The 26,995-nt window shown below is 64.1% G+C and carries 25 protein-coding genes; 15 read left to right on the forward strand and 10 right to left on the reverse strand.

What is annotated here, in order from left to right; genetic code table 11:
- Window positions 1-9: 9 nt before the first annotated feature.
- Window positions 10-291, reverse strand: a complete 282-nt coding sequence (locus FJ949_RS10680) for an acyl carrier protein (protein WP_010909964.1) — start codon at window positions 289-291, stop codon at window positions 10-12.
- Between the two features lie 302 nt (window positions 292-593).
- On the reverse strand, window positions 594-1,142 hold the full coding sequence (locus FJ949_RS10685; protein WP_140495698.1) for a histidine phosphatase family protein: 549 nt from the start codon (window positions 1,140-1,142) through the stop codon (window positions 594-596).
- A 263-nt stretch (window positions 1,143-1,405) separates the two neighbouring features.
- On the opposite strand from FJ949_RS10685, the gene FJ949_RS10690 reads away from it, so the two are divergent.
- The 3 genes from FJ949_RS10690 to FJ949_RS10700 all read left to right on the forward strand — a co-directional run bounded on the left by FJ949_RS10690 (window position 1,406) and on the right by FJ949_RS10700 (window position 5,149).
- Window positions 1,406-2,356, forward strand: a complete 951-nt coding sequence (locus FJ949_RS10690; RefSeq protein ID WP_140495699.1) for an AEC family transporter — start codon at window positions 1,406-1,408, stop codon at window positions 2,354-2,356.
- A gap of 227 nt (window positions 2,357-2,583) precedes the next feature.
- Complete coding sequence (locus FJ949_RS10695; protein WP_140495700.1) at window positions 2,584-4,041, forward strand: NAD-dependent succinate-semialdehyde dehydrogenase; 1,458 nt, start codon at window positions 2,584-2,586, stop codon at window positions 4,039-4,041.
- 85 nt (window positions 4,042-4,126) lie between these two features.
- Window positions 4,127-5,149: an aldose epimerase family protein gene (locus tag FJ949_RS10700; RefSeq protein WP_140495701.1), complete on the forward strand. Its 1,023-nt coding sequence runs from the start codon at window positions 4,127-4,129 to the stop codon at window positions 5,147-5,149.
- A 3-nt stretch (window positions 5,150-5,152) separates the two neighbouring features.
- On the opposite strand, the gene FJ949_RS10705 is transcribed toward FJ949_RS10700, so the two are convergent.
- Entirely contained in the window at window positions 5,153-6,073 is a 921-nt protein-coding gene (locus FJ949_RS10705) for a sugar kinase (RefSeq protein WP_140495702.1), read from the reverse strand.
- Between the two features lie 152 nt (window positions 6,074-6,225).
- On the opposite strand from FJ949_RS10705, the gene FJ949_RS10710 reads away from it, so the two are divergent.
- Both FJ949_RS10710 and FJ949_RS10715 read left to right on the forward strand, forming a co-directional pair.
- Entirely contained in the window at window positions 6,226-6,675 is a 450-nt protein-coding gene (locus FJ949_RS10710) for a FixH family protein (protein ID WP_140495703.1), read from the forward strand.
- A gap of 7 nt (window positions 6,676-6,682) precedes the next feature.
- Window positions 6,683-7,882, forward strand: coding sequence for a cytochrome c peroxidase (locus FJ949_RS10715; RefSeq protein ID WP_140495704.1), 1,200 nt, complete (start codon window positions 6,683-6,685; stop codon window positions 7,880-7,882).
- 1 nt (window position 7,883) lies between these two features.
- Here the strand turns inward: FJ949_RS10715 and FJ949_RS10720 are convergent, their stop codons facing one another.
- A complete protein-coding gene (locus tag FJ949_RS10720) occupies window positions 7,884-8,336 on the reverse strand; it encodes an Lrp/AsnC ligand binding domain-containing protein (RefSeq protein ID WP_140495705.1) in 453 nt (150 codons plus the stop codon).
- Window positions 8,337-8,500: 164 nt separating this feature from the next.
- On the opposite strand from FJ949_RS10720, the gene putA reads away from it, so the two are divergent.
- Entirely contained in the window at window positions 8,501-12,112 is a 3,612-nt protein-coding gene (gene putA / locus FJ949_RS10725; RefSeq protein WP_140495706.1) for a bifunctional proline dehydrogenase/L-glutamate gamma-semialdehyde dehydrogenase PutA, read from the forward strand.
- A gap of 28 nt (window positions 12,113-12,140) precedes the next feature.
- On the opposite strand, the gene FJ949_RS10730 is transcribed toward putA, so the two are convergent.
- The 3 genes from FJ949_RS10730 to FJ949_RS10740 all read right to left on the reverse strand — a co-directional run bounded on the left by FJ949_RS10730 (window position 12,141) and on the right by FJ949_RS10740 (window position 15,197).
- Window positions 12,141-12,455, reverse strand: coding sequence for an antibiotic biosynthesis monooxygenase (locus tag FJ949_RS10730; RefSeq protein ID WP_023763446.1), 315 nt, complete (start codon window positions 12,453-12,455; stop codon window positions 12,141-12,143).
- Between the two features lie 106 nt (window positions 12,456-12,561).
- Window positions 12,562-13,005, reverse strand: coding sequence for a hypothetical protein (locus FJ949_RS10735; protein ID WP_140495707.1), 444 nt, complete (start codon window positions 13,003-13,005; stop codon window positions 12,562-12,564).
- Between the two features lie 2 nt (window positions 13,006-13,007).
- Complete coding sequence (locus tag FJ949_RS10740; RefSeq protein ID WP_140495708.1) at window positions 13,008-15,197, reverse strand: TonB-dependent hemoglobin/transferrin/lactoferrin family receptor; 2,190 nt, start codon at window positions 15,195-15,197, stop codon at window positions 13,008-13,010.
- Between the two features lie 201 nt (window positions 15,198-15,398).
- On the opposite strand from FJ949_RS10740, the gene hemP reads away from it, so the two are divergent.
- Genes hemP through FJ949_RS10765 form a run of 5 tightly spaced genes read left to right on the forward strand, consistent with a single transcriptional unit; the run spans window position 15,399 to window position 19,508 of the window.
- The gene (gene hemP, locus FJ949_RS10745) at window positions 15,399-15,605 is read left to right on the forward strand and encodes a hemin uptake protein HemP (protein WP_140495875.1); all 207 of its coding nucleotides are present in this window, start codon (window positions 15,399-15,401) and stop codon (window positions 15,603-15,605) included.
- Window positions 15,606-15,623: 18 nt separating this feature from the next.
- Entirely contained in the window at window positions 15,624-16,685 is a 1,062-nt protein-coding gene (locus FJ949_RS10750) for a hemin-degrading factor (protein ID WP_140495709.1), read from the forward strand.
- Window positions 16,686-16,695: 10 nt separating this feature from the next.
- Window positions 16,696-17,604 (forward strand): hemin ABC transporter substrate-binding protein, encoded by a 909-nt coding sequence (locus FJ949_RS10755; protein ID WP_140495710.1) that lies wholly within the window; start codon window positions 16,696-16,698, stop codon window positions 17,602-17,604.
- Between the two features lie 5 nt (window positions 17,605-17,609).
- Entirely contained in the window at window positions 17,610-18,710 is a 1,101-nt protein-coding gene (locus tag FJ949_RS10760; protein ID WP_140495711.1) for an iron ABC transporter permease, read from the forward strand.
- A 9-nt stretch (window positions 18,711-18,719) separates the two neighbouring features.
- A complete protein-coding gene (locus tag FJ949_RS10765; protein WP_140495712.1) occupies window positions 18,720-19,508 on the forward strand; it encodes a heme ABC transporter ATP-binding protein in 789 nt (262 codons plus the stop codon).
- A gap of 60 nt (window positions 19,509-19,568) precedes the next feature.
- On the opposite strand, the gene rirA is transcribed toward FJ949_RS10765, so the two are convergent.
- Window positions 19,569-20,030 (reverse strand): iron-responsive transcriptional regulator RirA, encoded by a 462-nt coding sequence (gene rirA, locus FJ949_RS10770; protein WP_140495713.1) that lies wholly within the window; start codon window positions 20,028-20,030, stop codon window positions 19,569-19,571.
- A gap of 398 nt (window positions 20,031-20,428) precedes the next feature.
- On the opposite strand from rirA, the gene FJ949_RS10775 reads away from it, so the two are divergent.
- The 3 genes from FJ949_RS10775 to FJ949_RS10785 all read left to right on the forward strand — a co-directional run bounded on the left by FJ949_RS10775 (window position 20,429) and on the right by FJ949_RS10785 (window position 22,968).
- Window positions 20,429-21,724, forward strand: a complete 1,296-nt coding sequence (locus FJ949_RS10775; RefSeq protein WP_140495714.1) for a DUF445 domain-containing protein — start codon at window positions 20,429-20,431, stop codon at window positions 21,722-21,724.
- Window positions 21,725-21,794: 70 nt separating this feature from the next.
- Window positions 21,795-22,223 (forward strand): phasin family protein, encoded by a 429-nt coding sequence (locus FJ949_RS10780; protein WP_140495715.1) that lies wholly within the window; start codon window positions 21,795-21,797, stop codon window positions 22,221-22,223.
- Between the two features lie 247 nt (window positions 22,224-22,470).
- Window positions 22,471-22,968 (forward strand): MaoC family dehydratase, encoded by a 498-nt coding sequence (locus FJ949_RS10785; protein ID WP_140495716.1) that lies wholly within the window; start codon window positions 22,471-22,473, stop codon window positions 22,966-22,968.
- A gap of 35 nt (window positions 22,969-23,003) precedes the next feature.
- On the opposite strand, the gene FJ949_RS10790 is transcribed toward FJ949_RS10785, so the two are convergent.
- A complete protein-coding gene (locus tag FJ949_RS10790) occupies window positions 23,004-24,449 on the reverse strand; it encodes an MFS transporter (RefSeq protein WP_140495717.1) in 1,446 nt (481 codons plus the stop codon).
- A gap of 136 nt (window positions 24,450-24,585) precedes the next feature.
- Between FJ949_RS10790 and FJ949_RS10795 the strand changes: the two genes are divergently transcribed.
- Window positions 24,586-25,476, forward strand: coding sequence for a LysR family transcriptional regulator (locus FJ949_RS10795; RefSeq protein WP_140495718.1), 891 nt, complete (start codon window positions 24,586-24,588; stop codon window positions 25,474-25,476).
- Between the two features lie 23 nt (window positions 25,477-25,499).
- Here FJ949_RS10795 and FJ949_RS10800 read toward each other — a convergent pair whose 3' ends face one another.
- Window positions 25,500-26,900, reverse strand: coding sequence for a PLP-dependent aminotransferase family protein (locus FJ949_RS10800; RefSeq protein WP_140495719.1), 1,401 nt, complete (start codon window positions 26,898-26,900; stop codon window positions 25,500-25,502).
- Between the last annotated feature and the right edge of the window lie 95 nt (window positions 26,901-26,995).

Raw genomic sequence — 26,995 nt, forward strand, 5'->3', positions numbered from 1 at the left:
GGGTACGGATCAGGCGGTCTTGGCGGCGACCAGTGCGTCGATCTTGGCGCACAGGTTCTTCATGACAAAGTAATCGTCCGTCGAAGCCTTGCCGTCATTGACTTCCTGGGTCCACTTTTCCAGCGGCACCTTGATGCCGAATTCCTTGTCGATGGCGAAGACGATGTCGAGGAAATCGAGGCTGTCGATGCCGAGATCGTCGATCGTGTGGCTCTCGGGCGTGATGGTGTCGATGTCGATCTCGCTGGTGTCGGCAATGATCTTGGCGACTTTGTCGAACGTGGTGGACAAGGGCTTTTCCTTCGGTTGCGGGCGGAATCTGTCCGCATCTTGTTTGGGCGCTGTCTAATCGGTTTTTCCCGGCAGGAAAAGGCCTGATACGCCGGGTGCAGATGGGTAGCGTGCCCAAGAAACGCAAGACGGACCGCCGGTCAACCCGGCGGCCCGTCCATGGCTGGCGGCGGCGGATGACGTTGGCCTCATTGTCGCGGCCCTAGCGCGGCATCTTTTTTTGGTGGTATTTTGGCAACATTACCTCTGTCGCAAGTCCTCATCGACGCGTGACTGCTCGCTTATGCGCCGCTCGGCCTCGATTAGAACGTAACGCGGCCGAGCACGCGCAGGCCATCGCCCTGCGGCTCGACGACAACGGCTTCGCCCTCGCGCGGCGAGACGCCCGTCAACGCAGCGATATTTTCCAGATGAGTGACCATGACCAGGTTGTCAGAGCCGGAATAGGCACGGATTTCCTTCATGATCGCGGCGAGTTGCGCCGCCTTCTGCACCGCGTCGCCCTTCAGCAGGTCGAGCGGCGCGAAAGGCTCCGGCTCGGTCTCGAAGGCGATGCGCGCGGTGTCGAGGCAGCGGCAATAGCGGCTGGACAGCACGCGCTCGATCGGCGCGGCGCGGGCGGCAAGCAAGGCGCCGATCTTGCTCGACTGCTGCTTGCCGCGTGCGGACAGATTGACCTGGGTGGCGCAGCTGTCGATATCAAAATTGGCGGGATCGGTGGTGCCGGTGACCATGGCATGGCGCAAAAGCACGACATGGCCGCCATCGCGCAGCAGCGCCCAGCCGGCATCCGTCGCATGCGCTGCAGCCGGAACGCCAAACAGGAACAACGCCAAGGCAAATCGGATCATCGTAATCCTTCCAGAAGCCGGGCACCGGCCACCCGCATATAGGGATCGGAAAGCAGGTACAAAGACAAGCGAAAGGCCTGCGGTCTCCGCGGTCTCACTTCTCCTTCGTCATCCGCTGCTTCACCAGATCGGTCTTCCGGTCGTGAGCGGGATGGGAAACGTCCAGCCGCCTTCGGCGATGCCCCCCTTGGCAGAACAAATTCGGGGTCGAAGAAATTCGGGCGCGATTGCACCGCGACCTTGGCTCGCCTATCCCTGGAAAAATGTCTCCGCTTACCGAAACCGTCCTTTTCGTCTTCAGCCTCGTGGCGCTCGGCTACCTCGCCGGGTTCACCGGTTATATGAAGCCGGCGAGCGGCGAGGGGATATCCGATTTCGCGGTCAGCGTTGCGATGCCGCTGCTGTTGTTCCAGACGATGGTGAATGCCGATTTCCACGGGGTGGCACCGTGGTCGCTATGGGGGGCCTATTTCGCGGCGGTGGCAACCACCTGGGCCGCCGGCCATGTCGTTACCACGCGGATATTCGGACGCGATGCACGCGCGGGTGTCGTCGGCGGGGTGTCGTCGGCCTATTCCAATGTTGTCCTGCTCGGCGCGCCGTTCATTCTCGGCATATTCGGGCGGGATGGATTCGAGGTGCTGTCGCTCCTGGTTTCCGTGCATCTGCCTGTCATGATGATGGCTTCGATCGTGCTGTTCGAGATGTTCGGCCGCGGCGGCGGCGAGCATGTGCACCCCGTGCGCGTCGTCCGCAATTTCCTGAGGCGGCTGTTCATCAATCCGCTGATCATCGGCATTCTTTTGGGTCTCGCATGGCGCTTCAGCGGCATCCCGCTGCCCGAACTGGTCATGCGGCTGGTGGACGCGCTGGCCGGCACCGCCGGGCCGGTGGCGCTGTTCGCCATGGGGCTCAGCCTGCGCCGCTTCGGCATATCAGGCAATGTCCGCCCGGCGCTGGCGCTATCAACACTGAAGCTGTTCCTGATGCCGGCGCTGGTTCTGATCTTCGTCTGGTTGCTCGGCCTGCCGCCCTTGACCGCCAAGGTAGCGGTCGTGGTGGCGGCGCTCCCATCCGGCATCAATTCCTATCTCATTGCCGTGCAGTTCAACACAGGCCAGGCGCTGGCTTCGAACCAGATGACCATCGCGACCGCGAGCGCGGTCGTCACCACTGCTTTCTGGCTGGCGGTGAGCGTGCACGTCTTCGGCTGACATGAATAAGACCGGGGTCTGAGCCGCTCGCGTGAATCCGGTTTGACGCGATGTCTCAGCGGTGAAATCAAACCTCGGCTCTCGCCTTGCACTGGCATAACCCCTATATGCCATCTTGCGATTGCTTGCGGGGCTTTCCCTAGGTTAAGAGCAATGGCCCCAGCGCACGGTGCGCTAATCGAAGACATCCAGATAGCGGCCCGTGAGCGCCGAACGGAGGCTAGACCATGCTTCAGAAAACCAGCCATTTCATGCGCCAGGCCAATCTCATCAACGGCGAATGGGTGCAGGCCGACAGCGGCCAGACGGTCGACGTCACCAATCCGGCAACCGGCCTCAAGATCGGCACCGTGCCCAAGGCAGGCAAGGTCGAGACCCGCCGCGCCATCGAAGCCGCCGACGAAGCTTTCAAGACCTGGCGCAAGACCACCGCGCTCGAGCGCTCGAAGCTGCTGCGCAAGCTGCACGATGCCATGATGGACAATCAGGATGTTCTGGCGGAGCTCCTGACCATTGAACAGGGCAAGTCGCTGTTCGAATCGAAGGGCGAGATCGGCTCGGCCGCCTCCTACATCCTGTGGTTCGCCGAGGAGGGCCGCCGCACCTATGGCGATGTCGTGCCGTCGCCATGGGCGGACCGCCGCATCCTGGTCACCAAGGAACCGGTCGGGGTCATCGCCGCCATCACGCCGTGGAATTTCCCGTCCTCGATGCTGGCCCGCAAGCTCGGACCGGCGCTCGCCGCGGGTTGCACCGCCGTGGTCAAGCCCGCCTCGCAGACGCCTTACTCCGGTCTCGCCTGGGGCGCGCTGGCCGAGGAAGTCGGCTTCCCCAAGGGCGTAGTCAACATCCTGACCGGTGCGGCCGGCGAAATTGGCGATGAGATCTGCGCCAATCCGCTGGTCAAGAAGATCACTTTTACCGGCTCGACCGAGGTCGGCAAGATCCTGATCCAGAAGTCGTCCGTCACCGTGAAGAAGGTGTCGATGGAGCTCGGGGGCAATGCGCCGTTCATCGTCTTCGACGACGCCGACATCGACCGCGCCGTCGCCGGTGCGATCACGGCCAAGTATCGCAATTCGGGCCAGACCTGCGTCTGTACGAACCGCTTCCTTGTCCAGGCCGGCGTCTATGACCGGTTCGTCGAGAAGCTGGCTGCCGCCAGCGACAAGCTGAAGGTCGGCTCCGGCCTGGAGGAGGGCGTGCAGCAGGGGCCGCTGATCGACGAGAAAGCGGTGGAGAAGGTCGAGGAACTGATCGCCGACGCGACTTCGAAGGGCGGCAAGATCGTCGCCGGCGGCAAGCGCCATGCGCTCGGCGGCTCGTTCTTCCAGCCGACCGTCATCGCCGATGCGACGCCCAAGATGCGCTTCATGAAGGAAGAGATTTTCGGGCCGGTGGCGCCCGTCTTCAGGTTCGAGACCGAGGAAGAGGCGATTGCGCTTGCCAATGACACCGAATTCGGCCTCGCCTGCTATTTCTACACCGGCGATCTCGGCCGCGCCTTCCGCGTCATGGAAGGGCTGAAATATGGCATGGTCGGCGTCAATGAAGGCCTGATCACCACGCCGGAAGCACCGTTCGGCGGCGTCAAGGAGTCCGGGCTCGGCAAGGAAGGCGGACATCAGGGTATCGAGGATTACCTCGACACCAAATATGTCTGCATCGGCGGCCTCGGCCTCTGATAGACTGTCGCCGGGACAGGCAGGCCTATGATCTGCCTGCCCCGGCTACGAAACGGGCCGTCTGGATCAACTGACGTTTGCGGGCATGGCAATGAAGGACGGCGAGGTTTTCGGCACCACCCAGGCGGGCGACCCGATTCGCCGCTTCACCATCAGAGGCGGCGGACTTAGCGCCAATATCCTCGGGCTCGGCGCGATCATCCAGGACCTGCGCCTAGCCGGCCACGATGCGCCTCTCGTGCTCGGCTATGATAATCTATCATCCTATGAAACCGATACGGCTTTCTTCGGCGCGGTCGTCGGCCGCTATGCCAACCGCATCCGCGACGGCCGTTTCACCATCGCCGGCAAGCGCTACCAGACCGAGCGCAATTTTCTCGACAAGCACACGCTGCATGGAGGCTCGCAAGGCTTTTTCCATCGGCCGTGGACGGTTTCGCTGCACGGGCGGGACTTCGTCACGCTGACGCTGCACGATCCCGACGGCACGATGGGCTTTCCCGGGGCACTCGACGTCACCTGCACCTACCGGCTGAAGATCCCCGGTACGCTCAGCGTCGAGATATCAGCGACGTGCGAGGAGCCGACGCTGTGCAATCTCACGCAGCATTCCTACTTCAACCTCGATGATGGCGGGACGGGCGACATCCTCGATCACCGGATGATGCTCAATGCCGGCGCCTATCTGCCGGTGGATGGCGAAATGATTCCGACGGGCACGGTGAAGCCTGTCGACGGCACGCCCTTCGATTTCCGCCAGGCGCGGCCGCTGCGCATGGAGACCGAAGGCGAGCAGCTTGCCTACGACCAGAATTTCTGCCTCGCCTCGGCGCGTGGGCCGCTCAAGCAGGCGGCGTGGGTGCAAGGAGCGAGCTCCGGCGTCGAGATGGAACTGTGGACCACGGAGCCCGGCGTCCAGCTCTATACCGGCCAGTATGTGACGCCGCGCACGGGCCTGGAAGGGCGAAACCACAAAGCTTTCTGTGGTTTTTGCCTGGAGCCGCAAATATGGCCGGACGCACCGAACCGGCCCTATTTCCCGCAGGCGACACTGTGGCCGGGTGCGATCTACCATCACGTGACGGAATATCGGTTCCGGCTGCCCTGACCCTCAATCCGTTTCGAATGCCGCACGCAACGTCTCGAATGGCGCCAATGCGCCGCGAACCTGCACCACGCTGGCCGCGACACGGTGCGCGCGCTTTGTAGCCTCCGCAGGGGTGTGTCCGGCGAGACGCGCGGCGAGATAGCCGCCGTTGAAGGAATCGCCCGCGCCCGTGGTGTCGACGGGCGTGGCCACATGGATCGCCTGAACGTCCCGCAGCGTCCCGTTCTCGACGATCAGCGCCGGCTGTTCACCGTTCTTGACCACGACTTCGCCGACCAGTTGCCCGAGCCGCCCAGCCGTTGCCTGTGGCGCCTCATCGCCGAACAGCATCTGCTCGTCCGGGAAAGTCGGCAATGCGATGTCGGTGACGGCGAGCGCCTCCAGGATCGCGGCTTGCGCCTCCTCGCGATCGCGCCACAGCCGTGGCCGGTAGTTGGGATCGAAGGCGATCAGCGACCCCGCGGATCGCGCCTCGGCCACGGCCGATAGCAACGTGGCGCGCGCAGCGGAGTCCAGAATTCCCAAAGTGATTCCGGAAAAGTAGACAAGCGCCTGCTTTTCAAGGCTTTTTGCCAACGCAGCCGGATTGGAGGCAAGCTGCCTGGCAGCCGCATCGCCCCGCCAATAGGTGAAGGAGCGTTCCGCGCCGGTCAGCGTGATGGCATAGAGGCCGGGCCGCGCCCCCGGGATAACAGGGCTTTCGCCAATGCCGATGCCGTTGTCCGCGAAGAAGCCGATCTGGTCTTGCGAGAAAGGATCGTCTCCGAAAGCCGAGACGTAGGTCGCTGGCCTTCCACTCAGCGCATGCAGGGCCCACAGCGTGTTGAACGTATCGCCGGCAAATCCCATGCGCCAGTTCGAACCCGTTTGGCCCGAAAGCTCGATCATGCATTCGCCGATCGAGGCGACACCTTTGCCGATCATGATCCATTCCCCTGTTACGATGCTGCTGTAGCTTTTTGGAGAGTAGAGCGCCATGCTTGGCAAGGGCGGTTTTTTCCGTCACCTGCGATTCCAACAGGTTTGGCGGGATGCGATCGGTGCGGCAAAACGTTATCCCCTGAAGAGGAACCGGCTTGGCTTCGATATGGCGTTATCTTTTGGCGGGTCTTGGTCTGGCAGCCTTGCTGGCTGGCATCCTGGCAGTGGTCTATCTGACCGCACCGCGAACCGCGCAGGTTGCCGGCCCGGATATCTCCCGAACCAAAAAGACCGAGAACGGATTGTTCATGGCGAGCTTCGCGCCGGAACGCGGCGTCGTCCGTCAAGGCGAACTGGAAGCCTGGCTGTTGACGTTGAAGACGATAGCCGGGACGCCGGTGGAAGGGGCCGCGATCGCGGTATCGGGAGGCATGCCGCAGCACCGCCACGGCCTGCCGACCAGCCCGCAAGCGACGGACTATCTCGGCGACGGGCGCTATCGCATCGAGGGAGTGAAATTCACCATGAGCGGCTGGTGGCAGTTGCATTTTGCCATCTCCGCGACGGCTGGGTCGGATACGGTCGTCTTCAACGTCGTGCTGTGAGCCGCAGATGAGGCGTCTTGCGCGCTTTTTCGTCTTGATGGCGATGGCCGTTCTTGCCGGCTGCGGCAAGCCGGATTTTTCCGATGCCGAGAAGAAGACCATCGCCTCGCTGGCGCTGTCGAGGCTGCCGGCGCTGAAACCCGACACCACCAACCGGTTCGCCGATGTCCCGGCCGCCGCTGCCCTTGGCTCGACGCTGTTCTTCGACGCCAGCATGAGCCGCGACGGCACGGTGTCCTGCTCGACCTGCCACAAGATCGACCGGCAGTTTCAGGACGGCTTGCCGCAGGCGGTTGGCGTCGGCCGCACGAACCGGCGTACCATGCCGCTCGCCGGCATCGCGCGCGATCCCTGGTTTTTCTGGGACGGACGGCGCGACAGCCTGTGGGCGCAGGCGCTCACGCCGCTGGAGAACCCGCTGGAGCAGGCGGGAAACCGTGCCGCCTATGCGCATTACATCAAGGCGCGCTTCGGCGACCGCTATGAGCGCATCTTCGGCCCGCTGCCCGATCTGTCCGACATACCAGCCAATGCCAGTCCGCTCGGCAGCGATGCCGAGAAGGCTGCATGGAGCGCCATGAGCGACCAGCAGCGTGACGCGATAAACCGGGTGTTCGCCAACATCGGCAAGGCAATCGCTGCCTTCGAACGCTCGATCGAGCCGCCGCAGGCCCGCTTCGACCGGTTCGCGCTGGACCTGGCGACCGGCGCCGAGCCGAAAGGCGACGCCGCCTTCTCCCGGGAGGAAATCCTCGGCCTGAAACTGTTCATCGGCAAGGCCAATTGCGTGACCTGCCACAATGGGCCGCGCTTCACCGACAATGGGTTCCACAACACCGGCGTGCCGCCGGTCAACGGGCTGCCGCCGGATCGCGGCCGCGTCGACGCGGTACGCCAAGTTCAGGCCGACCCGTTCAACTGCTTCGGCGCCTATCGCGATGGCGATGTCGGCGCCTGCGGCGAATTGCGGTTCATGGTCAAGGATGCGCCGGAATTGGTGCGCGCCTACAAGACGCCTTCGCTGCGCGGCGCGGCCACGCGGCCGCCCTACATGCACGCCGGTCAGTTTGCGTCGCTCGACGAAGTGGTGGCGCACTACGCGAAGGCAGCCCCCAGCGTTGAGGGTACATCCGAAATTCATCCGCTTGAGCTGTCGGACCGCGAGCGCGCGGCGCTGGTGGCGTTTTTGAAGACCTTGGCGGAGTGAATTATCGATCCTTCACAGTCTCCATCGCCACGAAGGTCGAGGTCTGGGCGACATGGGGCAAGGCGGAGATGCGTTCGCCGAGCACGCGGCGGTAGGCGGCGATGTCCCGGGTCCGCACCTTCAAGAGGTAGTCGAAGCTCGACGCCATCATGTGGCACTGCTCGATCTCGGGCACGGCCTGTACGGCACGGTTGAAGGCATCGAGTGCGGCCGAACGGGTGTCGGACAGTTTCACCTGGACGAAGGCGACATGGCCTTCGCCCATGCGCTCGCGGTCGATAATCGCCTGGTAGCCCCTGATATAGCCGTCCTTCTCCAGCCGCTTCACCCGCGCCTGCACCGGCGTCTTGGACAGGCCGACCTTGGCGGCGAGCTCCGACATGGAAAGCCTGCCGGCGCTTGCCAGCGCCGACAGGATGTTCCTGTCGATGCGGTCCAATTGGTCTTCCCTCATCGGAAATGCAGCCTTCTTCGGGTAGTTTGCGGTGATATGATAGATCGATCGAACTGCAATGTCGATTTCTTCAGACCGCCTGAAAATCGGGACTTGTGCTAGCTTGCGCCATTCGGTCCGGTGACCGCCGGCCCGCTCCCTTGTGCTTGCCCGTAGGACCCGCCATGCCAGCGCTCGACGCCATCCGCCAGCAAATCCGCGCCAACTATCTGCCCGACGAGGATCAGGCCGTGAAGGCGCTGGCCGAGGCGAGCGGCCTCTCGGCGGAGGACCGCCGGGCGATCTCGGCTCATGCCGCCGATCTGGTGCGGGCGGTGCGCGGCTCGTCCGATCCGCGGCTGATGGAGGTTTTCCTGTCCGCCTATGGCCTCTCCACCAAGGAAGGCGTGGCCCTGATGTGCCTGGCCGAGGCGCTGCTGCGCGTGCCCGATACCGAGACCATGGACGACCTCATCGCCGACAAGATCGCGCCGCACGACTGGTCGGCGCATTCGGGCGGCTCAAGCTCCATCTTCGTCAACGCCTCGACCTGGGCGCTGATGCTGACCGGCCGCGTGCTCGACGAAGGCGAGGGCGGCATCGAAGGCACGCTGCGCGCCATGGTGCGCAGGCTCGGCGAGCCCGTCATCCGCAAGGCGGTGGCGGCGGCGATGCGCGAGATGGGCGAGCAGTTCGTGCTCGGCCGCACCATCGCCGAAGCCGTGAAGCGCGGCCGGCCGATGACGCAGAAGGGTTATCTCTATTCCTTCGACATGCTGGGCGAGGCGGCCCGCACCGAGGCCGATGCGCTGCGCTACCACAAGGCCTATGCAGACGCCATCTCGTCACTCGATGCCGGTTCAAACGGGCCTGATATCCGCCACAACCACGGCATCTCGGTGAAGCTCTCGGCGCTGCATCCGCGCTACGAGGAAGCGCAGAAGGAAGAGATGCTGCCTGTCATGGCCGAGCGGCTCCTTTCGCTGGCGCTCGCGGCGCGCCATTCGCGCATGGGCCTCAATATCGATGCCGAGGAGGCCGATCGCCTCGACCTCTCGCTCGACGTCATCGAGCGCGTGCTTGCCGAGCCGGAGCTTGCAGGCTGGAACGGCTTTGGCGTCGTCGTCCAGGCCTATGGTCCGCGCGCTGCCTTCGTCATCGACTGGCTCTATGCGCTTGCCACGAAATGCGATCGCACCATCATGGTGCGGCTGGTCAAGGGTGCCTATTGGGATACCGAGATCAAGCGGGCGCAGACGCTGGGGCTCGCCGGCTACCCCGTCTTCACCCGCAAGGTCAACACCGACGTTTCTTATCTCGCTTGCGCGAGAAAGCTTTTGTCGATGACCGATCGCATCTATCCGCAATTCGCCACCCACAATGCCCACACTGTCGCCGCCATCCTGTCGATGACGAAGAACCGTGAGAGCTTCGAGTTCCAGCGCCTGCACGGGATGGGCGAGGCGTTGCACGAGACGGTGCGTAAGGCCGAAGGCACGCGCTGCCGCATCTACGCGCCTGTCGGCGCGCATTCCGACCTGCTCGCCTATCTGGTGCGCCGGCTGCTGGAGAACGGCGCCAATTCATCTTTCGTCCACCAACTCACCGACGAGGATGTCGAGCCCGAAGACATCGCGCGCGACCCGCTAGAAGCGGTCGAGAGCCAAGGCCCCGCCGCCAATCCCGCGATCCCCCGGCCTGCCGTCATCTTCGGTGCAAGCCGCCGCAACTCGAAAGGGTTCGACATCACCGATCCGGTGACGTTGGCAGCGATCGACAAGGAGAGGACAGCCTTCGCGGGCCCTAACCGCTGGCACGCCAAGCCGATCACGCGCGCGGCCGGCTATGGCGAGCAACGCCCGGTCGTCAATCCCGCCAGGCCTTCGGAAGTGGTGGGCATGGTCAGCGAAGCCACCGCCAAGCAGGCGGCAACCGCCGTGCGCATCGCCGTCGAAGCGCAGCCAGCCTGGGCAAAGCGTCCGGTTGCCGAGCGCGCGGCCATCCTCAATCGCGCCGCCGATCTCTACGAGGCCAATGCCGTCGAATTCTTCGCGCTGGCCACCCGCGAGGCCGGCAAATCGCTGGCCGACGGCGTCGCCGAAGTGCGCGAAGCGGTGGATTTCCTGCGCTATTACGCGGCCGAGGCGGCCAATGCCGAAGCGGGCACCGAGGCGCGCGGCGTCATTGTCTGCATCTCGCCGTGGAATTTCCCCCTCGCCATCTTCACCGGCCAGATCGCCGCAGCGCTCGTCACCGGCAATTCGGTAATTGCAAAGCCCGCCGAACAGACGCCGCTGATCGCTTTCCGAGCCGTCGAAATGCTGCGCGAGGCCGGCGTGCCGGAAGACGTCATCCAGCTTCTGCCGGGCGATGGCCCCTCGGTCGGCGGGCCACTGACATCAGATCCGCGCATTGCCGGCGTCTGCTTCACCGGCTCGACCGAGGTCGCCAAGCTGATCGAGAAGCAACTGGCCGAGACAGCCGCGCCCGATGCCATGCTGATCGCCGAGACGGGCGGGCTGAATGCCATGATCGTCGATTCCACCGCGCTGCCCGAGCAGGCGGTGCGCGATATCCTCGCCTCCGCGTTCCAGAGTGCGGGCCAGCGCTGTTCGGCGCTGCGCATCCTCTATGTGCAGAAGGATGTCGAGAAGAAGATGCTGGAGATGCTGAAGGGCGCCATGGAGGCGCTCAAGGTCGGCGATCCCTGGGCCATCTCGACGGATGTCGGTCCCGTCATCGACGACGAGGCGCAGGGTTCGATCCGCGATTACTGCACGACGATGGGTTTGCAGGGACGGCTGATCGCCAAGCTCGAAGCGCCCAAGGACGGCCGCTTCGTCGCGCCGCATGTGTTCCGGGTCAAGGGTATCGAGGAGATGGAGCGCGAAGTGTTCGGGCCGGTGCTCCATGTCGCAAGTTTCGACGTCGACGAGATCGACGCGGTGATCGCCGCCATCAACCGCAAGGGCTACGGCCTGACCTTCGGTCTGCACACCCGCATCGAGGGTCGCGTGCAGCATTTCGTCGATGGGATCCATGCCGGCAACATCTATGTCAACCGCAACCAGATCGGGGCGGTCGTCGGCTCGCAGCCATTCGGCGGCGAGGGGCTGTCCGGGACCGGGCCCAAAGCCGGCGGACCGCATTATCTCCGGCGCTTTCGCAAGGGACCGGAGGCAGGCACGCCTGTTGGCGACGGCCACAAGGTGACGGCGACCGAACTCGCCGACAATCTGTCCGATCCCGCGCTTGGCGGCTGGTCGACGCGGCCGGACCGCATCGCCATCCTGCGCAAGCACCTGCGAGGCAAAGGTGCCGCGGCGATCGGTGCCGCCGCCGCAATCGATTTCGGCCAGGTCGACCTGCCCGGGCCGACCGGCGAGGCCAATACCCTGTCATTGGCGCCGCGCGGCCGGGTGCTGTGCTTGGGACCGGACGGCGACACGCTGCTTGCGCAGACGATCCAGGCGCTCGCCGCCGGCAACGCGGTGCTGGCGGTGGCGCCAGGCGCGCCGGCGGCGCTTTCGGCGCTGACCGGCAAGGGCCTGCCGCTGGCGGCGATCGACGGCCGCCCCGATCCGGTTGAGGCGCGTTCGTTACGCGTCGACGTCGTCGCCTTCTCGGGGACGCCGGAGGCGGCGCGCATCGTGCGCAAGGTGATCGCCGAACGCTCAGGGCCGATCGTGCCGCTGGTAAGCGAAGTGCTCAACCCCGCGGCCTATGCGCATGAGCGGGCCGTCTGCGTCGACACGACCGCCGCGGGCGGCAATGCCAGCCTGCTTGCGGCGGCGTGAGGACCCTTATCCGGCTGGCGAGGTCGCTTCAGGCGCCCTCGACGACCGAAAAACCCTCGAACTGGGGATGGCCGAGATAGTGGACCTTCGTCGTGCCGACATTCCTGTGGGCGGCGCGAAAGTTCTCCGACTTGGTCCAGGCGACGAAATCGTCGTGGCTTGCCCAGACCGTGTGCGAGGCAAACAGCGTATAGCCCTCGGTCTCGTTGACTGGGCCGCGCAGCAGATGGAACTCCCGGAAGCCTTTCATTTCCGCAAGGCTGGAATCGCGGTTTTTCCATACGGCTTCGAAATCGGCTTCCGAGCCGTTCTGCACCTTGAAGCGGTTCATGGCGATGTACATGAAGTTCCTTTCAATTTCCTGGACTGAGACGGGTGGTTCCCGATTGGTACGTTCAGAAAGGCCTGCTTGCGTGCCGCAGGATGCCGCGTGCGGCCCCACGCCGTGCTCAGACCCCGAAGGCGATGCCGGTCTTGGCATCTGTCTTGAGTTTTCGCATGCAGGTGTTCGGCTCGACGCCGGTGCCGACGCATTCGGTCGCGCTGTTGATCAGCACGCGGCTGACCTTGGCGCAGTTGGTGCCGGCGAGATCGAAGCGCGTCACCTTGGTCTTGCCGGCCGGCAGGTCCTTGAAGTCGAGCACGGTCAGGCGGTCGACGACGCCGGCGTCGTTGAACAGCGCGATCTCGAACGCCGCCCTGGAAAGGTCGGCGCCGAGATTGTTGGTGACCACGAAGGTCAGGCGGCAGCCCTTTTCAGACGGTTGCGCGCCATTGAGTTCGAGGGAGAGAGCAGGCGCCGGCGCGGACTCTTGTGCCCACGCCGGAACCGCTGCAAGCGACATCGCCAGCGCCGAGGTCAGCAGACGAAGGGATGCCGTCAAGTTCGTCATCATCATCCTCCAAATCGCATCGTTGCCGCCAGCTTCAGCGTTATGCCCGGTTCATAGACCGCGACCGTGGTGCTGCCGTTCAACGGATTGGCGTATTTGACATCGAACAGATTGTCGGCGCGGAAATCAACCTTCAGATTGTCGGTCGCCTGGTAGCTGGCGAAAGCGTTGACCAGCGTATAGTCCTCGGCGATCAGGTTACCCTTGGGCTTGCCATTGTACTGCACCTCGCCGCCGACAGTGAGTTTGTCCTCGAGGAAGCGCAGGCCGAGCTGCACGGTGACCTGCGCGGACGGTATCGTGGCAAGGTCCGCCCGATCGCCTTCGTAGGATATGGTGTGACCATTGATGATGGAGGCGGAAAGTCCGGCGTAGCCCCATGCTGTATCATAAACGCCTTCCATCTCGAAGCCGTTGATCTTTGCCTTGGCGAAGTTCTGGTACTGGAAGCAGATCGGAATGCCCGGCCCGAAGGGGCAGCCGCTGGTCGGATCGAAGGCCGACAGCGTAACGCCGTCAATATAATCGTCGACGTCGTTGTTGAAATAGGCTGCCTTCAGCCGAAACGCGTCGCCGGATTCCAGAATGTCGTTCTGCTTGTAATTGACACCGAATTCGACGGTCTTGCCGGTTTCGGGCTTCAAATTGGGATTGGGCAGGAACGGGAAGCTGACGCCCGCCGGATGGTTGCCGCTGATCAGGGTTTCGGTCAGCGAAGGCGACCGGTAGCCCTCCGCGTAGGTGCCGTAGAATTGCAGGCCGGCAAGGCCGGCGCTTTCGAAAGGCGAGACGCCGACGGTGATGCGCGGCGACAGCCGGTCGCCCGACGTTTCGTGCGTGTCGTCCTCGAGGCTGTAATTGTCATAGCGCAGCCCGGCAATGACTTCGAGCCAATCCCAGCTGAGCTTGTCCTGAACGTAGGCGCCAGAAACGTTGCGCTTGCCGGAAGGCGTGTAGAAGCTGTCACCGCCTGCCGTGCCGCCAGTCTCGACGTCGTCATTCACCCAGTCGCCGCCATAGGTCAGTTCATGCGCGAGGCCGCCTGTCTCGAATCGCGACGTGTTCCAGATGTCGATGGCGGCGGTGCCGACATCGAAGGCCGACGTCGAACCCGCCGGCAACATCACGGGAAGGCCGGTGACGGGATCGAAGCGGTTTTGCGGAACAAGGCCGGTCAGGTCGAGATTGGTCTTGTTGTAGGAGGTGTTGACGTGGAGGTCGAGCCAGCTCCTGTCTTCGTCCGTGATATTGTAGCGAGCGGTGAAGGTGTTCGACTTCAGGTCGACGTCATTGACCGGCATGCCGCCGCTGATCTCGTTCCAGCCGTCGCTCGAACCGACCCAGCCGAGCTTCAGTTCGCTATTGTCGCTCGGGCGGATTGTGGTCTTTAGCAATCCGCTCAATACGTCGAAGCCGGTGCCCTTGACGGTGTCGCCGTCGCCATCCTTGTAGTCGTCATAATTGCGGTAGACGATGTTGCCCAGCGCATCCAAATTGTCGTTAAAGCGATAGGCGCCGGATGCGCTGGTGGTCCAGCCCTTGCCGTTGCTCTCGTAGCGTCCGGTGACGGAACCAGCCCATGTCTCGTCCGGCTTGAGGAAGTCCTGGGCGTCCTTGGTGTCGAAGAAGACCACGCCGCCGATCGCGCCCGAGCCATAGGTGTTGGCGACCGGCCCGCGGATCACGTCGACGGATTTGATAAGCTCGGGGTCGACGTAGAAGGTCGATTGGGTGCCATGGTCGGAACGTTGGAAGTTCTGCCGCGCGCCGTCGACGATAACCGCGACGCGACCGAAATCCTGCAGGCCGCGGATATTGACGCTGGTGCTGACGCGCCTGGCATCGGCCTGCGCCGCGACGCCGGGCACGCCGAACAGCATTTCGTTCGGCGTCGTCGCCATGCGGCGGTCGAGCTGTTCCTGGTCGACATGGCTGGCCGAGGCCAGCGATTGGATGGCCGTTTCTCCGGTGCGGCTAATGACCAGAACCTTGTCGAGCAGTGTTGCGCCCGCTGGCGCCGGCTTTTCCTGCTCAGCCTGCTTCGATTGATCGGCCTGCTCTCCCGCCGCCTGTGCTGATTGCTGAGCGTTGGCAGGTGGCACGAACAAGGCAATCGCCGCCACGCCCGCCAGCAAAGCCGCTGCACCGTTCGGCCCCGACCAGCCGCGCCGTTCCCAAATCGCTAACCCCATGTGCCCCAACTCCAAAGTTTCCAGGTTCGATGCGGGCTGGCCTGGGGCTGGCTGGCATTTGTGATCGCATTCCCGTCTTAAATCTTGACTCATTTAATCTGGTATTGCACTGACTAGTAAACATGATTATTCAAGTCAAGAATGAATCGGATGACGCAAACGCCTAGCCAGACGCCCGGCACAGGAAAGGGACCGATCCACATGAACAAGCACAATCCCAACGACTTCCGCTATCGCGTCCGCCGTTCCGACGATGCCTCCGCCCGCTTCGACCGCGTTCCGCTGGCGGTGCGGACGCTGTCGAGCAACACGCTGTTCCAAGGTGAGCACGAGATCGGCATCGAGCATCACGGCGCGCTCTACCGGCTCAAGATCACCCGTCAGGGCAAGCTCATCCTCAACAAGTAAGCGTAAGGTAGCAGGACAATGGACCAGCGCGTAAAACCCACCCCGCACGAAATCCGGCGGGCGCGGACGGACAATCCGAAAACGCGCGAGCGCGATCTGGCCGCACAGCTTGGCATTTCGGAGGCTGAGTTGGTGGCCGCGCATTGCGGCGACGGTGTCGTTCGCGTCGAGCCACGCGTCAACGATCTTCTGACCGGCCTCGAAGCCGTCGGCGAGGTGATGGCGCTCACCCGCAACGAAAGCGCCGTGCATGAAAAGATCGGCGCCTACGACAAGGTCGTCACCGGCAATCACAATGCCATGGTGCTGGGCGAGAACATCGACCTGCGCATTTTCCCGAAAATATGGGCGCACGGCTTTGCCGTGGAAAAACGCGACGGCGACGACATCCGCCGCAGCCTGCAATTCTTCGACGCGGCGGGCGAGGCGGTGCACAAGGTGCATCTGCGGCCGGGGTCAAACCTCTATGCCTATCAGAAACTGGTCGCTTCGCTGGAATCGCCGAACCAGGAGCCACTGGTCGCCATTTCGGGGCCAGCCGCCGAGAACGAAGGCGAGGCGGTGACAACGACCGCGAATCTCGACGATCTGCGCGATCGCTGGAGCCGGCTGACCGACGTGCATCAGTTCTTCGGCATGCTGAAGACGTTGAAGCTCAGCCGCCGCCAGGCGGTGCGCATGGTGGGCCAGGACTATGCATGGCTGCTCGACAATGATGCGGTGAGAGCCATGTTCAATCGTGCCGCCGAGGGCGAGATGCCGATCATGTGCTTTGTGGGAAACCGTGGCTGTATCCAAATCCATTCCGGTCCGGTCAAGTCGATCAAGCCAATGGGGCCATGGATCAATGTGCTGGACGAGACCTTCCATCTGCACCTGCGCACCGACCACATTCATGAGGTCTGGGCCGTGCGCAAGCCGACCAGGGACGGCCATGTCACGTCGCTGGAGGTCTACGACGCCGGCGGCAACATGATCATCCAGTTCTTCGGCAAGCGCCATGAAGGAGAGGGTGAGCGCGACGACTGGCGCTTCCTGGCCGAAAACCTGCCGCGCATTCCAAGCCCGACCGCAGCCTGAGGAAACAACGATGGGTCTTCTCACCGGATTGACGGCTGCGCGCGGATCGATGCTTGGCCCGATGCTCGGCTTTTCCCTTGCTTTCGGCGCGCTACAGCCGGCCGACGCCGGCGACGGTGTCTCCGTCTTCGCCGATCCCACCAGGATCGCGTCGATCGGCGGCTCGATCACCGAGATCGTCTATGCGCTCGGCGAGGAAAAGCGTCTTGTGGCGCGCGATTCCACCAGCCGCTATCCGAAAGCAGCTCTCGACCTGCCAGATGTCGGCTACATGCGCCAGCTGTCGCCGGAGGGTGTGCTGTCGGTCAACCCTTCGGGCATGCTGGCGCTGCACGGCAGCGGCCCCAAGGAGGCGCTCGATGTGCTGAAGAAGACGAGCATCCCCTTCATCGAAGTGCCTGACCGGTACGACCGTGAAGGCATCCTCGAAAAGGTCCGCGTGGTCGGCAAGGCGCTCGGCGCCGACGCCAAGGCCGAAGCGCTGGCCAGGGAGATCGATGCCAAGCTGCAGGCGGCGGAAAAGCAGACGGCCTCGATCGAGGAGCGCAAGCGCGTTCTGTTCGTGCTGTCGATGCAGGGCGGCAAGATCATGGCGGCCGGCAGCGATACCGCTGCCAACGGCATCATCAAGCTGGCCGGCGGCGTCAACGCGATCGAAGGCTTCTCCGGCTACAAGCAACTGTCCGACGAGGCTGTTGTCACCGCCAGGCCGGACGCGATCCTGATGATGAGCAATGCCGGGCCGCCGGTATCGGACGATGAACTGTTCGGCAACGCATCGATCGCCTCGACGCCGGCCGGAACCGCGCGCAAGCTGATCCGCATCGACGGCGGCTATCTGCTCGGCTTCGGACCACGCACGGCCGACGCCGTCCACGACCTCGCCGCCGCGTTCTATGGCACGCAGATTACGGACTGAGCGGCATGGTCGACCAGTCGATCGCCGGGCCGGCGGAGAGGAAGATGGCCAGCGACGGTGACCGTTCCGGGCGCGCCCGTCTGGTCATCGCGCTCGCCTGCGTCGTGCTTGCGGCAGCGGTATTGCTGTCGCTGACTTCCGGCGCCTCGGATGCGTCCGCCGTCAAGGTGGTCGGCGACTGGCTGTTCGGCGCAGCGCCTGGCGACGTGGCGATGAGCGCGCGAGATCGCCTCATCGTCTATGACATAAGGCTGCCGCGCGTCGTGCTCGGCGTGCTGATCGGGGCTGCGCTCGCGGTCTCCGGCGCGGTCATGCAGGGGCTGTTCCGCAATCCGCTTGCCGACCCCGGCCTTATCGGTGTTTCGGCGGGCTCCAGCCTCGGCGCGGTGGCCGTCATCGTGCTCGGCACGACCGTGCTGTCGCCGGTGACCGCCTCGTTCGGCGCGCTGACCCTTCCTCTGGCGGCCTTCGGCGGTGGTTTGTCGGTGACGTTGCTGCTCTACAAGGTCGCGACGCGGCAGGGCCGCACATCCGTCGCCACCATGCTGCTTGCCGGCCTGGCGCTGGCCGCACTTGCCATGGCGCTGACCGGTATCCTGATCTTCATGGCCGACGACCGGCAACTGCGCGACCTGACCTTCTGGCAACTCGGCTCGCTGGCCGGTGCGACATGGCAGAAGATCGGCTCTGTCGGCCCGGTCATCGTGCTTTCGCTGGCGGCGATGCCGTTCCTGGCTCGCGGCCTCAATGCGCTGGCGCTGGGCGAGGCGACCGCCGGCCATCTCGGCATCCCGGTGCAACGGCTTAAGTACACGGCCATCGTCGGCGTCTCGGCGGCGGTCGGCGCCTCCGTCGCCGTCAGCGGCGGCATCGGTTTCATCGGCATCGTGGTGCCGCATCTGCTGCGCCTGCTGATCGGCCCCGACAATCGCTATCTGCTGCCTGCCTCGGCGCTGCTCGGCGCCTCGCTGCTGCTTTTGGCCGACGCGGTCGCGCGCACCATCGTGGCGCCCGCCGAACTGCCGATCGGCATCGTCACGGCGATCGCCGGGGCGCCGTTCTTCCTCTGGATCCTGCTGCGCAAGCGCGGCGTCATCGACCTGTAGGGGTGTTTCATGATCGAAGCGCGCGATGTTTCGGTGGCGATCGGCAGGAAAGGCATTGTCGCCGGCGTCGATTTCGAGGTCAGGCCGGGTGAGATTTCGGCCATTGTCGGCCCCAATGGGTCGGGCAAGACGACCTTCCTCAAGGCGCTGTCGGGGGAACTCGCGCATACCGGCCGGATTGCCATCAACGGCCGCGAGCTCTCGACGATAACGCCAGTCGAGGCGGCGACGCTGCGCGCGGTGCTGCCGCAGGCGACGACCTTGTCGTTTCCCTTTACCGTGCGCGAGATTGTCAGGCTCGGCCTTGTCGGAGGCCGCTCGGGTGTGCTGCCGGGCGAGGACGAACGCCTGCCGGAACGGGCGCTGGCGCGTGTCGACCTCGACGGTTTCGCCGGCCGCTTCTATCAGGAGCTTTCCGGCGGCGAGCAGCAGCGCGTTCAACTCGCCCGCGTGCTGTGCCAGGTCTGGGCGCCGGTGCTCGACGGCAAGCCGCGCTATCTGTTCCTGGACGAGCCGGTGTCCAGCCTCGACATCAAGCACCAGCTGATCATCATGAACATTGCTCGCGACTTCGCCAGAAGGGGCGGCGGCGTGGTTGCCATCCTGCACGACCTCAACCTGACGGCGATGTATGCCGACCGGATTTTCGTCATGCACCGCGGCCGGCTTGCCGCCACCGGTTCGCCGCGGGATGTGTTGAGCGACGATCTGATCGAAAGGGTGTTCGGTTGCCGCTTGAGGGTCGGAGTCCTGCCCGCCGGCAATATGCCGTTCGTGCTGCCTCAATCAGCGGCCTAGATTCTGGCAGCGGCCTAGATTCTGGACGTTCGCCGCAGGTCCAGCCTGCGGCGAACCGGATCAGGCCGCCGGTGCGCGGCGCTCCAGCAGGTCAATGCCGAGCAGGTTGCGCACGTTCGGACGCGCCGCCACGAGATCGGCGATCGTGTAGCGGGCAAGCACCGCGAAGAAGGCGTTGAGCGCCTCGCGCAATGCGGAATTCAACGCGCAACTGTCGACCAGAGGGCATTCCGCGGCATCGTTCTCGAAGCACTCGGCCATGGCGAAGCTTTCCTCCGTCACGCGCACGACGTCGAACAGATTGATCGATTCCGCGGCACGGCCAAGCCTGACGCCGCCATTGCGGCCACGCACCGTCTCGACAAGGCCATTCTCAACCAGTGGCTGGAGGATCTTGAACAGGAAAAGCTCCGACACCGAATAGGCGGCGGCGATCTCGGGGATGCGGCTCAGCCGATCGGTATTGGCCGCGCAATACATCAGGATGCGCATGGCGTAATTGGTCTGGCGGGTAAGTCGCATCTTGTCCTCACAAAGCGCCGGCGAGCTGCGATCACGCCAGATTTTGAACTTTGCTGGTGCGGCTTTGCTCCGAGCTTTCGGATTCGCCACACTGGCCTCGGCGGAATATGGCCTATACCTTGGAATAATTCCAGACTAGCTTCGCCTAATAGCTGAATATTCCCGTCAACTTTGTGTGCGCAACGCGGCAAGACGCGGGCCGAATCGGCTGTCACGCGCATTTTCTCGGGCGAAACACCAGAGCGGTCCAGTGATTGGCAGAATGGCCGACCGCCCTAACTCTTTGTTTTCACGCAATTCCCTGGGGAAAGCGCCAGGCGCTTTTCCAGAGAACAGCGTTACACACCTTTCCTGGAATGCTCTAAATAGATCAGAGATCGACGAGGAGCGGCTCTGACATGTCACAATCAGCCACGGCCCTGGCTTCCGGCGGATACGATGCCGACGCGCATGCCAAGCTTACAATGCTGCGGCGGACCAAATTCGTCGCCACGGCGGCACTTGCGCTTTGCGTCGCCGTGTTCGCTCTGGCCAAGTCCTTCGAGAGCACCTATCCCTGGCTCGGCTTCGTCGCCGCCTTTGCCGAGGCGGCGACCATTGGCGGCCTGGCCGACTGGTATGCGGTGGTCGCGCTGTTCAAGCGGCCTCTCGGTCTGCCGATCCCGCACACCGCGATCATTCCCGAGAACCAGAACCGTATCGCCGATAGTCTCGGCCGTTTCATCGAAGCCAATTTCCTTGCCCCCGAGCCGGTGCGCGAAAAGTTGGCCGAGGTCGATTTCTCGGCGCTCGTCGCCGACTGGCTGGCCGATTCCGAACGTGCCGCGGGCCTGTCGCGTTTCGTCGTGCGCCTGGTTCCGCAGACGCTTGCCGCCGTCGAGCAATCGGGGCTGCGCGGCTTCGTCACCAGCCGGATGCTGGAGCAGATCGAAAAAGTGCCGCTGGCGCCGTTGGCGGCCGAATTGCTCTCGGCCCTGACCGACGATCGCCGTCACCAGAGGCTTTTCGATGAGTTCATCAAGGTGATCGGCCGGTTCCTCAACGATGAACAGGCGCTGACGACCATGCGCGAAAAGATCCGCGAGGAACTGCCGTCGCTGTTCAACCTGTTCAGGGCCGACGCCTATCTCCTGAAGAAGATCGTCGCCTCGGCCGGTTCGCTGCTCGACGAGGTGAGAGCCGATCCCGACCACCCGATGCGCACCGAATTCGACCGTTTCGCGCAAGCCTTCGTCGAGCGGCTGAGAACGTCGAAGCAATATGCAAGGCGCGCCGAGAAGCTGAAGCGCGATTTCCTCGCCAGGCCGGAAGTCAAGGCGCTGGCCGGCGACATGTGGGAAAGCCTCAGCCTGTTCATCGAGCAGGATGCCAAGGCGCCGCGATCGATCATCCGCGCGCATCTTGCCAACATGTTCGTCGAGGTCGGCCGGCATCTGGCCGGAGACGCCAAGATCAGGGCCGACATGAACCAGGGATTCGTGGTGGCGCTGTCCTCTTTCGTCGAGAGCCAGAAGAGCGGCGTATCGAAATTCATCGCCGACCAGGTCAAGCGCTGGGACCTGGCGCAGCTGACGCGGTTGATCGAGATGAATATCGGCCGGGACCTGCAATATATCCGCTTCAACGGCATGATCATCGGCGGTCTGGCTGGCATCGCGCTTTACACCGCGGAGCGGCTGTTTCTCGTCAATTGACGGGCGCACGCCATGCCCTATTCTCATGGGCGGGGCATCAGCAGTCGCGGCAACAGGGGAGCAGATAAGCATGGCCAAACAACCGGATTCCGATTCCTTCACGGACATGTTCGGCCGGTTCGGCCGCGACCTGAAACTGCCCAATGTCGATGTCGAGGCAATCCTCGCGCACCACCGCAAGAACCTTGAAGCGCTGGAGAAATCGGCGCGGGCAAGTGCCGCCGGCGCGTCGTCGCTGTTCTCCAGGCAACGCGAGATGCTGCAGGACACGCTGCGCGAAATTGCCGACATGACGCAAGGCTACAGAGCGCCCGGCACGCCGCAGGACCTGATGGCCAAGCAGACTGAGTTCGCCAGGAAATCCTTCGAGACCACGCTGAAGAATGCCAGCGAAGTGGCCGAGCTGGTCAGGAAATCCGGCACCGAATCGGTCGACATCCTGCGCATGCGCATCAAGGAGGCGATGGAGGAAATCCGCGCCGGCTACGAGAAGAAGTAGCTTGCGTGACAAAGACCGGTTGCCTGCCAACCCTGCGCCAGGCGTAGTTTGTTCGGATGCTCTTTCATCGGCCGCCATGCTTTTACACCATGGGTACCCTCAAATGCCAAGGCCGGGCGAACACGGCTTGGCGTAGGATCACGCCAGGATTCGCGTCGGTCCCGGCGGAACGGAATCATGCAGGGCGAATTGACAGAGGCCGCCGGTTCGTGGTCCGGAAGCGTTGGAAGCCATCGGGAAAACAGGAATGACCGAAATACGGCCTAAGACGCCGCCGACCTACGAGCAGTTGAGGACGATGTCCGGGCAGGAGCTTGGCGTCTCGGAATGGACGACAGTCGACCAGAACCGTATCAACCAGTTCGCCGAATGCACCGGCGATCATCAATGGATCCATGTCGACCCCGAACGGGCGCGGCGGCAAAGCCCGTTCCGCACGACGATCGCCCATGGCTATCTGACGCTGTCGATCATCGGCGCGCTGGCGCTCGGCATGGGAATCGTGCCCGAGAACACGCAGGCCGCCTTCAACTACGGCTTCGACAAGGTGCGTTTCCTGGCGCCGGTCAAGGTGGGCGCACGCATCCGGCTGCGCACCACGCTGCTGTCCATGGAGGACAGGGGGCCGGGCCAATACCTGATGAAGGCCGCCAACACCGTCGAGATCGAGGGCGAGGAAAAGCCGGCGCTGACGGCCGAGACGCTGGTCATGCTCTATGAGCGCCGCAAGCGGGCAGGGGCCTGAGCGGCATTCGCCCAAGCCCCCTGAATTGATCTTCGTCAGGCATTCTCCGCCCGCCGGCTCGGCAAAAGGCTGAGCGCCAGCGCCGCCACCGCCAGTGCCGTTGCCGTCTGGAAGGTCACCTGCATTCCGCTGGCCGCCGCCGCTGACGTCAGCATGCCTTGGCCGCCGGCTTCGCGTCCTCCGGCCGATGCGGCGGCGAATATGGCGCCCATGACGGAGGCGCCCGTAATGAGGCCAAGGTTGCGCGACAGATTGAGCAGGCCGGAGATGACGCCGCGTTGACCGGCGCCGACGCTGCTCATGACGGCGGCGTTGTTCGCTGTCTGGAACAGGGCATAACCGAAGCAGGTCACGGTGATGGGGACGACATAGCTGGCGATGCCGAGTGTCGTTATCGCCAGGGACAGGAGGAACGTGCCCGTGGCAAGGCCGAGCAGGCCCGCGACCATCATCCTTTTGGCTCCGAAGCGATCGGCAAGGCGTCCGGCAAGCAACGCCGACAGCGCAGAGACCAGCGGGCCTGTCGAGAGCACCAGTCCGACGTTTGCCGCCTCCAGTCCGAGCCCGCGCGAGAGATAGAACGGCGCAACCACCAAAGTCGCCATCATCACGGTGGCAACGATCAGGTTCATGGCCAGGCTGGCGCTCAGCGAGAGATCACGGAAGGCGGAAAGCTCGACCGATGGGTTTTTCGCCATCCTTTGCGCAGTGGCGAACAGGAAGATGCCGATGCCAGCCGCGACCAGCAGGCCGAGATTGATGAGCCCGAAACTGCCTCTACCCAGTGTCATCGCCAGCGCGTAGGCCGCCAATGCCAGGGCCAGCAGGCCCGTGCCCAAACCATCGAAGCCGGCTTGGCCGGTCCGCACCGTCCGGTTGCCGGTAGGCAAAGCACGCCAGGCCATTGCAAAGGTCAGGATGCCGAGCGGCACGTTGACCAGGAAAATCGAACGCCAGCCGAGAGCGGCGATCAGCAGGCCGCCTATGGAAGGGCCGAGCGTGGTGCCGATGGCCGACATGGCGCCGAGCAGGCCCATGGCGCTGCCGGTCCTGGCCTTGCTCACCGTCTCGGCGACAACGGCCAATGTCAGCGCCATCATCAGCGCCGCGCCAAGCCCTTGCACCGCCCGCGCCGCGATCAGCAGCCACAAAGCGGGCGAGAGGCCGCAGAGCACCGACGCCGATGTGAACAGCGCGATGCCGAAAAGCAGCAGCGGCCGCCGGCCGAGCATGTCGGCGAGGCGCCCGGCACCGACGATCAGGATGGTGATGGCGAGCAGATAGGCAATCACGACCCATTGCACCTGTTGGAACGAGGCATCGAATGCCTGCATCAGCGAGGGAAGGCCGACGCTGGCGATGCTGGTGCCGAGCGACGACAGCAGCGTGGCCAGCGACAGGCTCGCCAGCGCCCATCCAGCCGATGGGATTTTCTGTGCGACCGATGCGTGCTCGTTGCGATGTTGCTCAGTGACTGCCACGGCGATCTCCCTTTGTCGGCTTCAGGTCGAAGCTTCGAAGATCTAATCGTTTGCAGGATGTGGCGGAACGCGCAGCATTTGCATTCTATTCGTGCGTTGCACGCCACATCAGCGGATTTCGTGCTAGGATCGAACCATGTCGCCGCCCGATCTCAACCTGCTCGTCGCCCTCGATGTCCTGCTGGACGAAGGCAGCGTGGCGCGTGCGGCGACGCGATTACGGCTCAGCCCCTCGGCGATGAGCCGCACGCTGGCGCGCCTGCGCGCGGCGACGGGAGATCCGCTGCTGGTGCGGGCCGGTCGCGGTCTGGTTCCAACGCCACGCGCGCAGGAACTGCGCCAGCAGGTCGGTCGTGTGGTTCAGGATGCGGAAACGCTGCTGCGCCCGGCGAGGCTGCTTGATCTGCCGGGCCTGGAGAGGACCTTCACGCTGCGCACCAATGAAAGCTTCGTCGAGGAGTTCGGGCCGCGCCTGATCGCCCGCATCCAGGCCGATGCGCCGGGCGTGCGGCTGCGTTTCGCGCCGAAGTCGGACAAGGACATGGCGTCACTGCGCGAAGCGGCGATCGACCTGGAAGTAGGTGTGGCCGGCGAGACCGGGCCGGAGGTGCGCATCCAGGCGCTTTTTCGCGACCGTTTCGTCTGCGCGGTGCGCAGCGGCCATCCGCTGGGCCAGGGCGCGATGACGCCGGAACGCTATGCGGCCGGCCGCCACATCAATGTTTCGCGGCGGGGCCGCGAAAGGGGGCCGATCGACCAGGCCTTGAGCCGGCTCGGATTGCAACGAATGGTCGTGTGCATGGCTTCCGGTTTTTCGGCCGCGCTCGCGATGGCGCGCGCCTCGGAGCTGATCGCCAGCGTGCCCGAGCGGCATACGCAAGGCGCGCGCGCCGGCATGCAGACTTTTTCCCTGCCGGTCGACATTCCGGCGGTCACCATTTCCATGCTCTGGCATCCGCGGCTCGATGCCGATCCGGCGCAGCGCTGGCTGCGGAGTTGTGTGCGCGACATTTGCGTGAAGTCCTGATCGCGCAAGCCGCGCCGCAGCCGTCAGCGCGGCATGGCTGCCTCTAGCACCTTGAAAATCCGCTCGTCTTCGCATTGCGCAACGTTGAAGCGCAGGAATCGGCTGGCTGATTGCGACAGGCTGAACGCGTTCCCGGGCGCCAGCACGACATTGGCCGCAAGCGCGCGGCGGGCAACCTCGGCTGCGTCCACTGCATCCGGCAGGCTGCACCAGAGGAACAGACCGGCGGGCTGCTCGATCCAGGGCGTGATCCCGATCGCCTTCAGCCGAGCGCCTGTCTCGATCATGGCGCGTGAGAGCCGGGCGCGCAGCAGGTCCATGTGCTTGCGATAGCTGCCATCCCTGAGCAGGGTCAGCACCAATTCGGCCGCGAGCCGCCCGCCGCCGAAGGTGGTGGCGATCTTGAGGTCGGCCAGCCCTTCCATCCAGTCACGGGGCGCGACGATGAACCCGCAGCGTATCGAGGCCGAAAGCGTCTTGGAGAAACTACCGATATGGACGACACGCTCGAGACCGTCGAAAGCCGCGAGCCTTGGGGCAGGAGCGTGTTCGAAGTCGGCGAAGATGTCGTCCTCGACGATGGTCAGGTCCGATTGATCGGCGAGCTTGAGCAGCCGGTGCGCGGTGACCGGCGACAGGATCGCGCCGGTCGGGTTGTGGATGGCGGAGTTGGTGATGTAGAGGCGCGGCCGATGCTCGGCCAGCGCCTGCGCGAACAAGTCGATATCCGGTCCCGATGGCGTATAGGGGACGCTGACGACCTTGGCCTGATGGGCACGCAACAGTGCGTGGAAATTGAAATAGCAGGGATCGTCGACCAGCACTGTATCGCCGGGTTCGAGCAGGAACCGGCACAGGAGGTCGATGGCCTGCGTGCCCGATTCCGTCAGCATGATCTGTTCGGGGGAAGCCTCGATGCCATGCGTGGCCATGCGCCGCGCCAGCAATTGGCGCAGCGGCGGCAGCCCGAGCGGCGTGCCGTAGTCGGCAAGGGCCACATCATCGGCGCGCGCCACGTTGCGCAGCGCGCGACGTAGCGCTGCCTGAGGCATCCACGAGGCGGGCAGCCAGCCGCAGCCGGGCTTCAGCATCTCATCGCCCGCTTCCAGCGACTGCCGCGAAACCCAGAGCGGATCGACGGCGCGATCGAGTCGGGGGCCGATCTCGGCCAGCGACAGCGGCGCCAGCGATCCGGCGGCATAGAAGCCGGAGCCTGGCCGGGAACGGATCGCGCCTTCCGCCGCCAGTCGCTCATAGGCCTCGACCACTGTCGATTTGGAAACTTGCATGGATTTCGCGAAGGCGCGGATCGAGGGCAATCGGGCGCCGGGCGTGAGGCTGCGCGCGGCAATTCGCTGGCGGATGGTGGCCATGACGCCTTCGACAAGGGTTCCGCTGTTGTCGAATCTCGCTGATTCGTTCATCTGTACCTTCCGGTAAACCATGACAGTTTTGTTGAATTGTACTGCATTGTCTCTGGTAGCGCCATGGGTATGGGCCCGATAGAGGGCGCAACGGA

This window comes from Mesorhizobium sp. B2-4-1, from assembly GCF_006442185.1.
GTDB lineage: Bacteria > Pseudomonadota > Alphaproteobacteria > Rhizobiales > Rhizobiaceae > Mesorhizobium.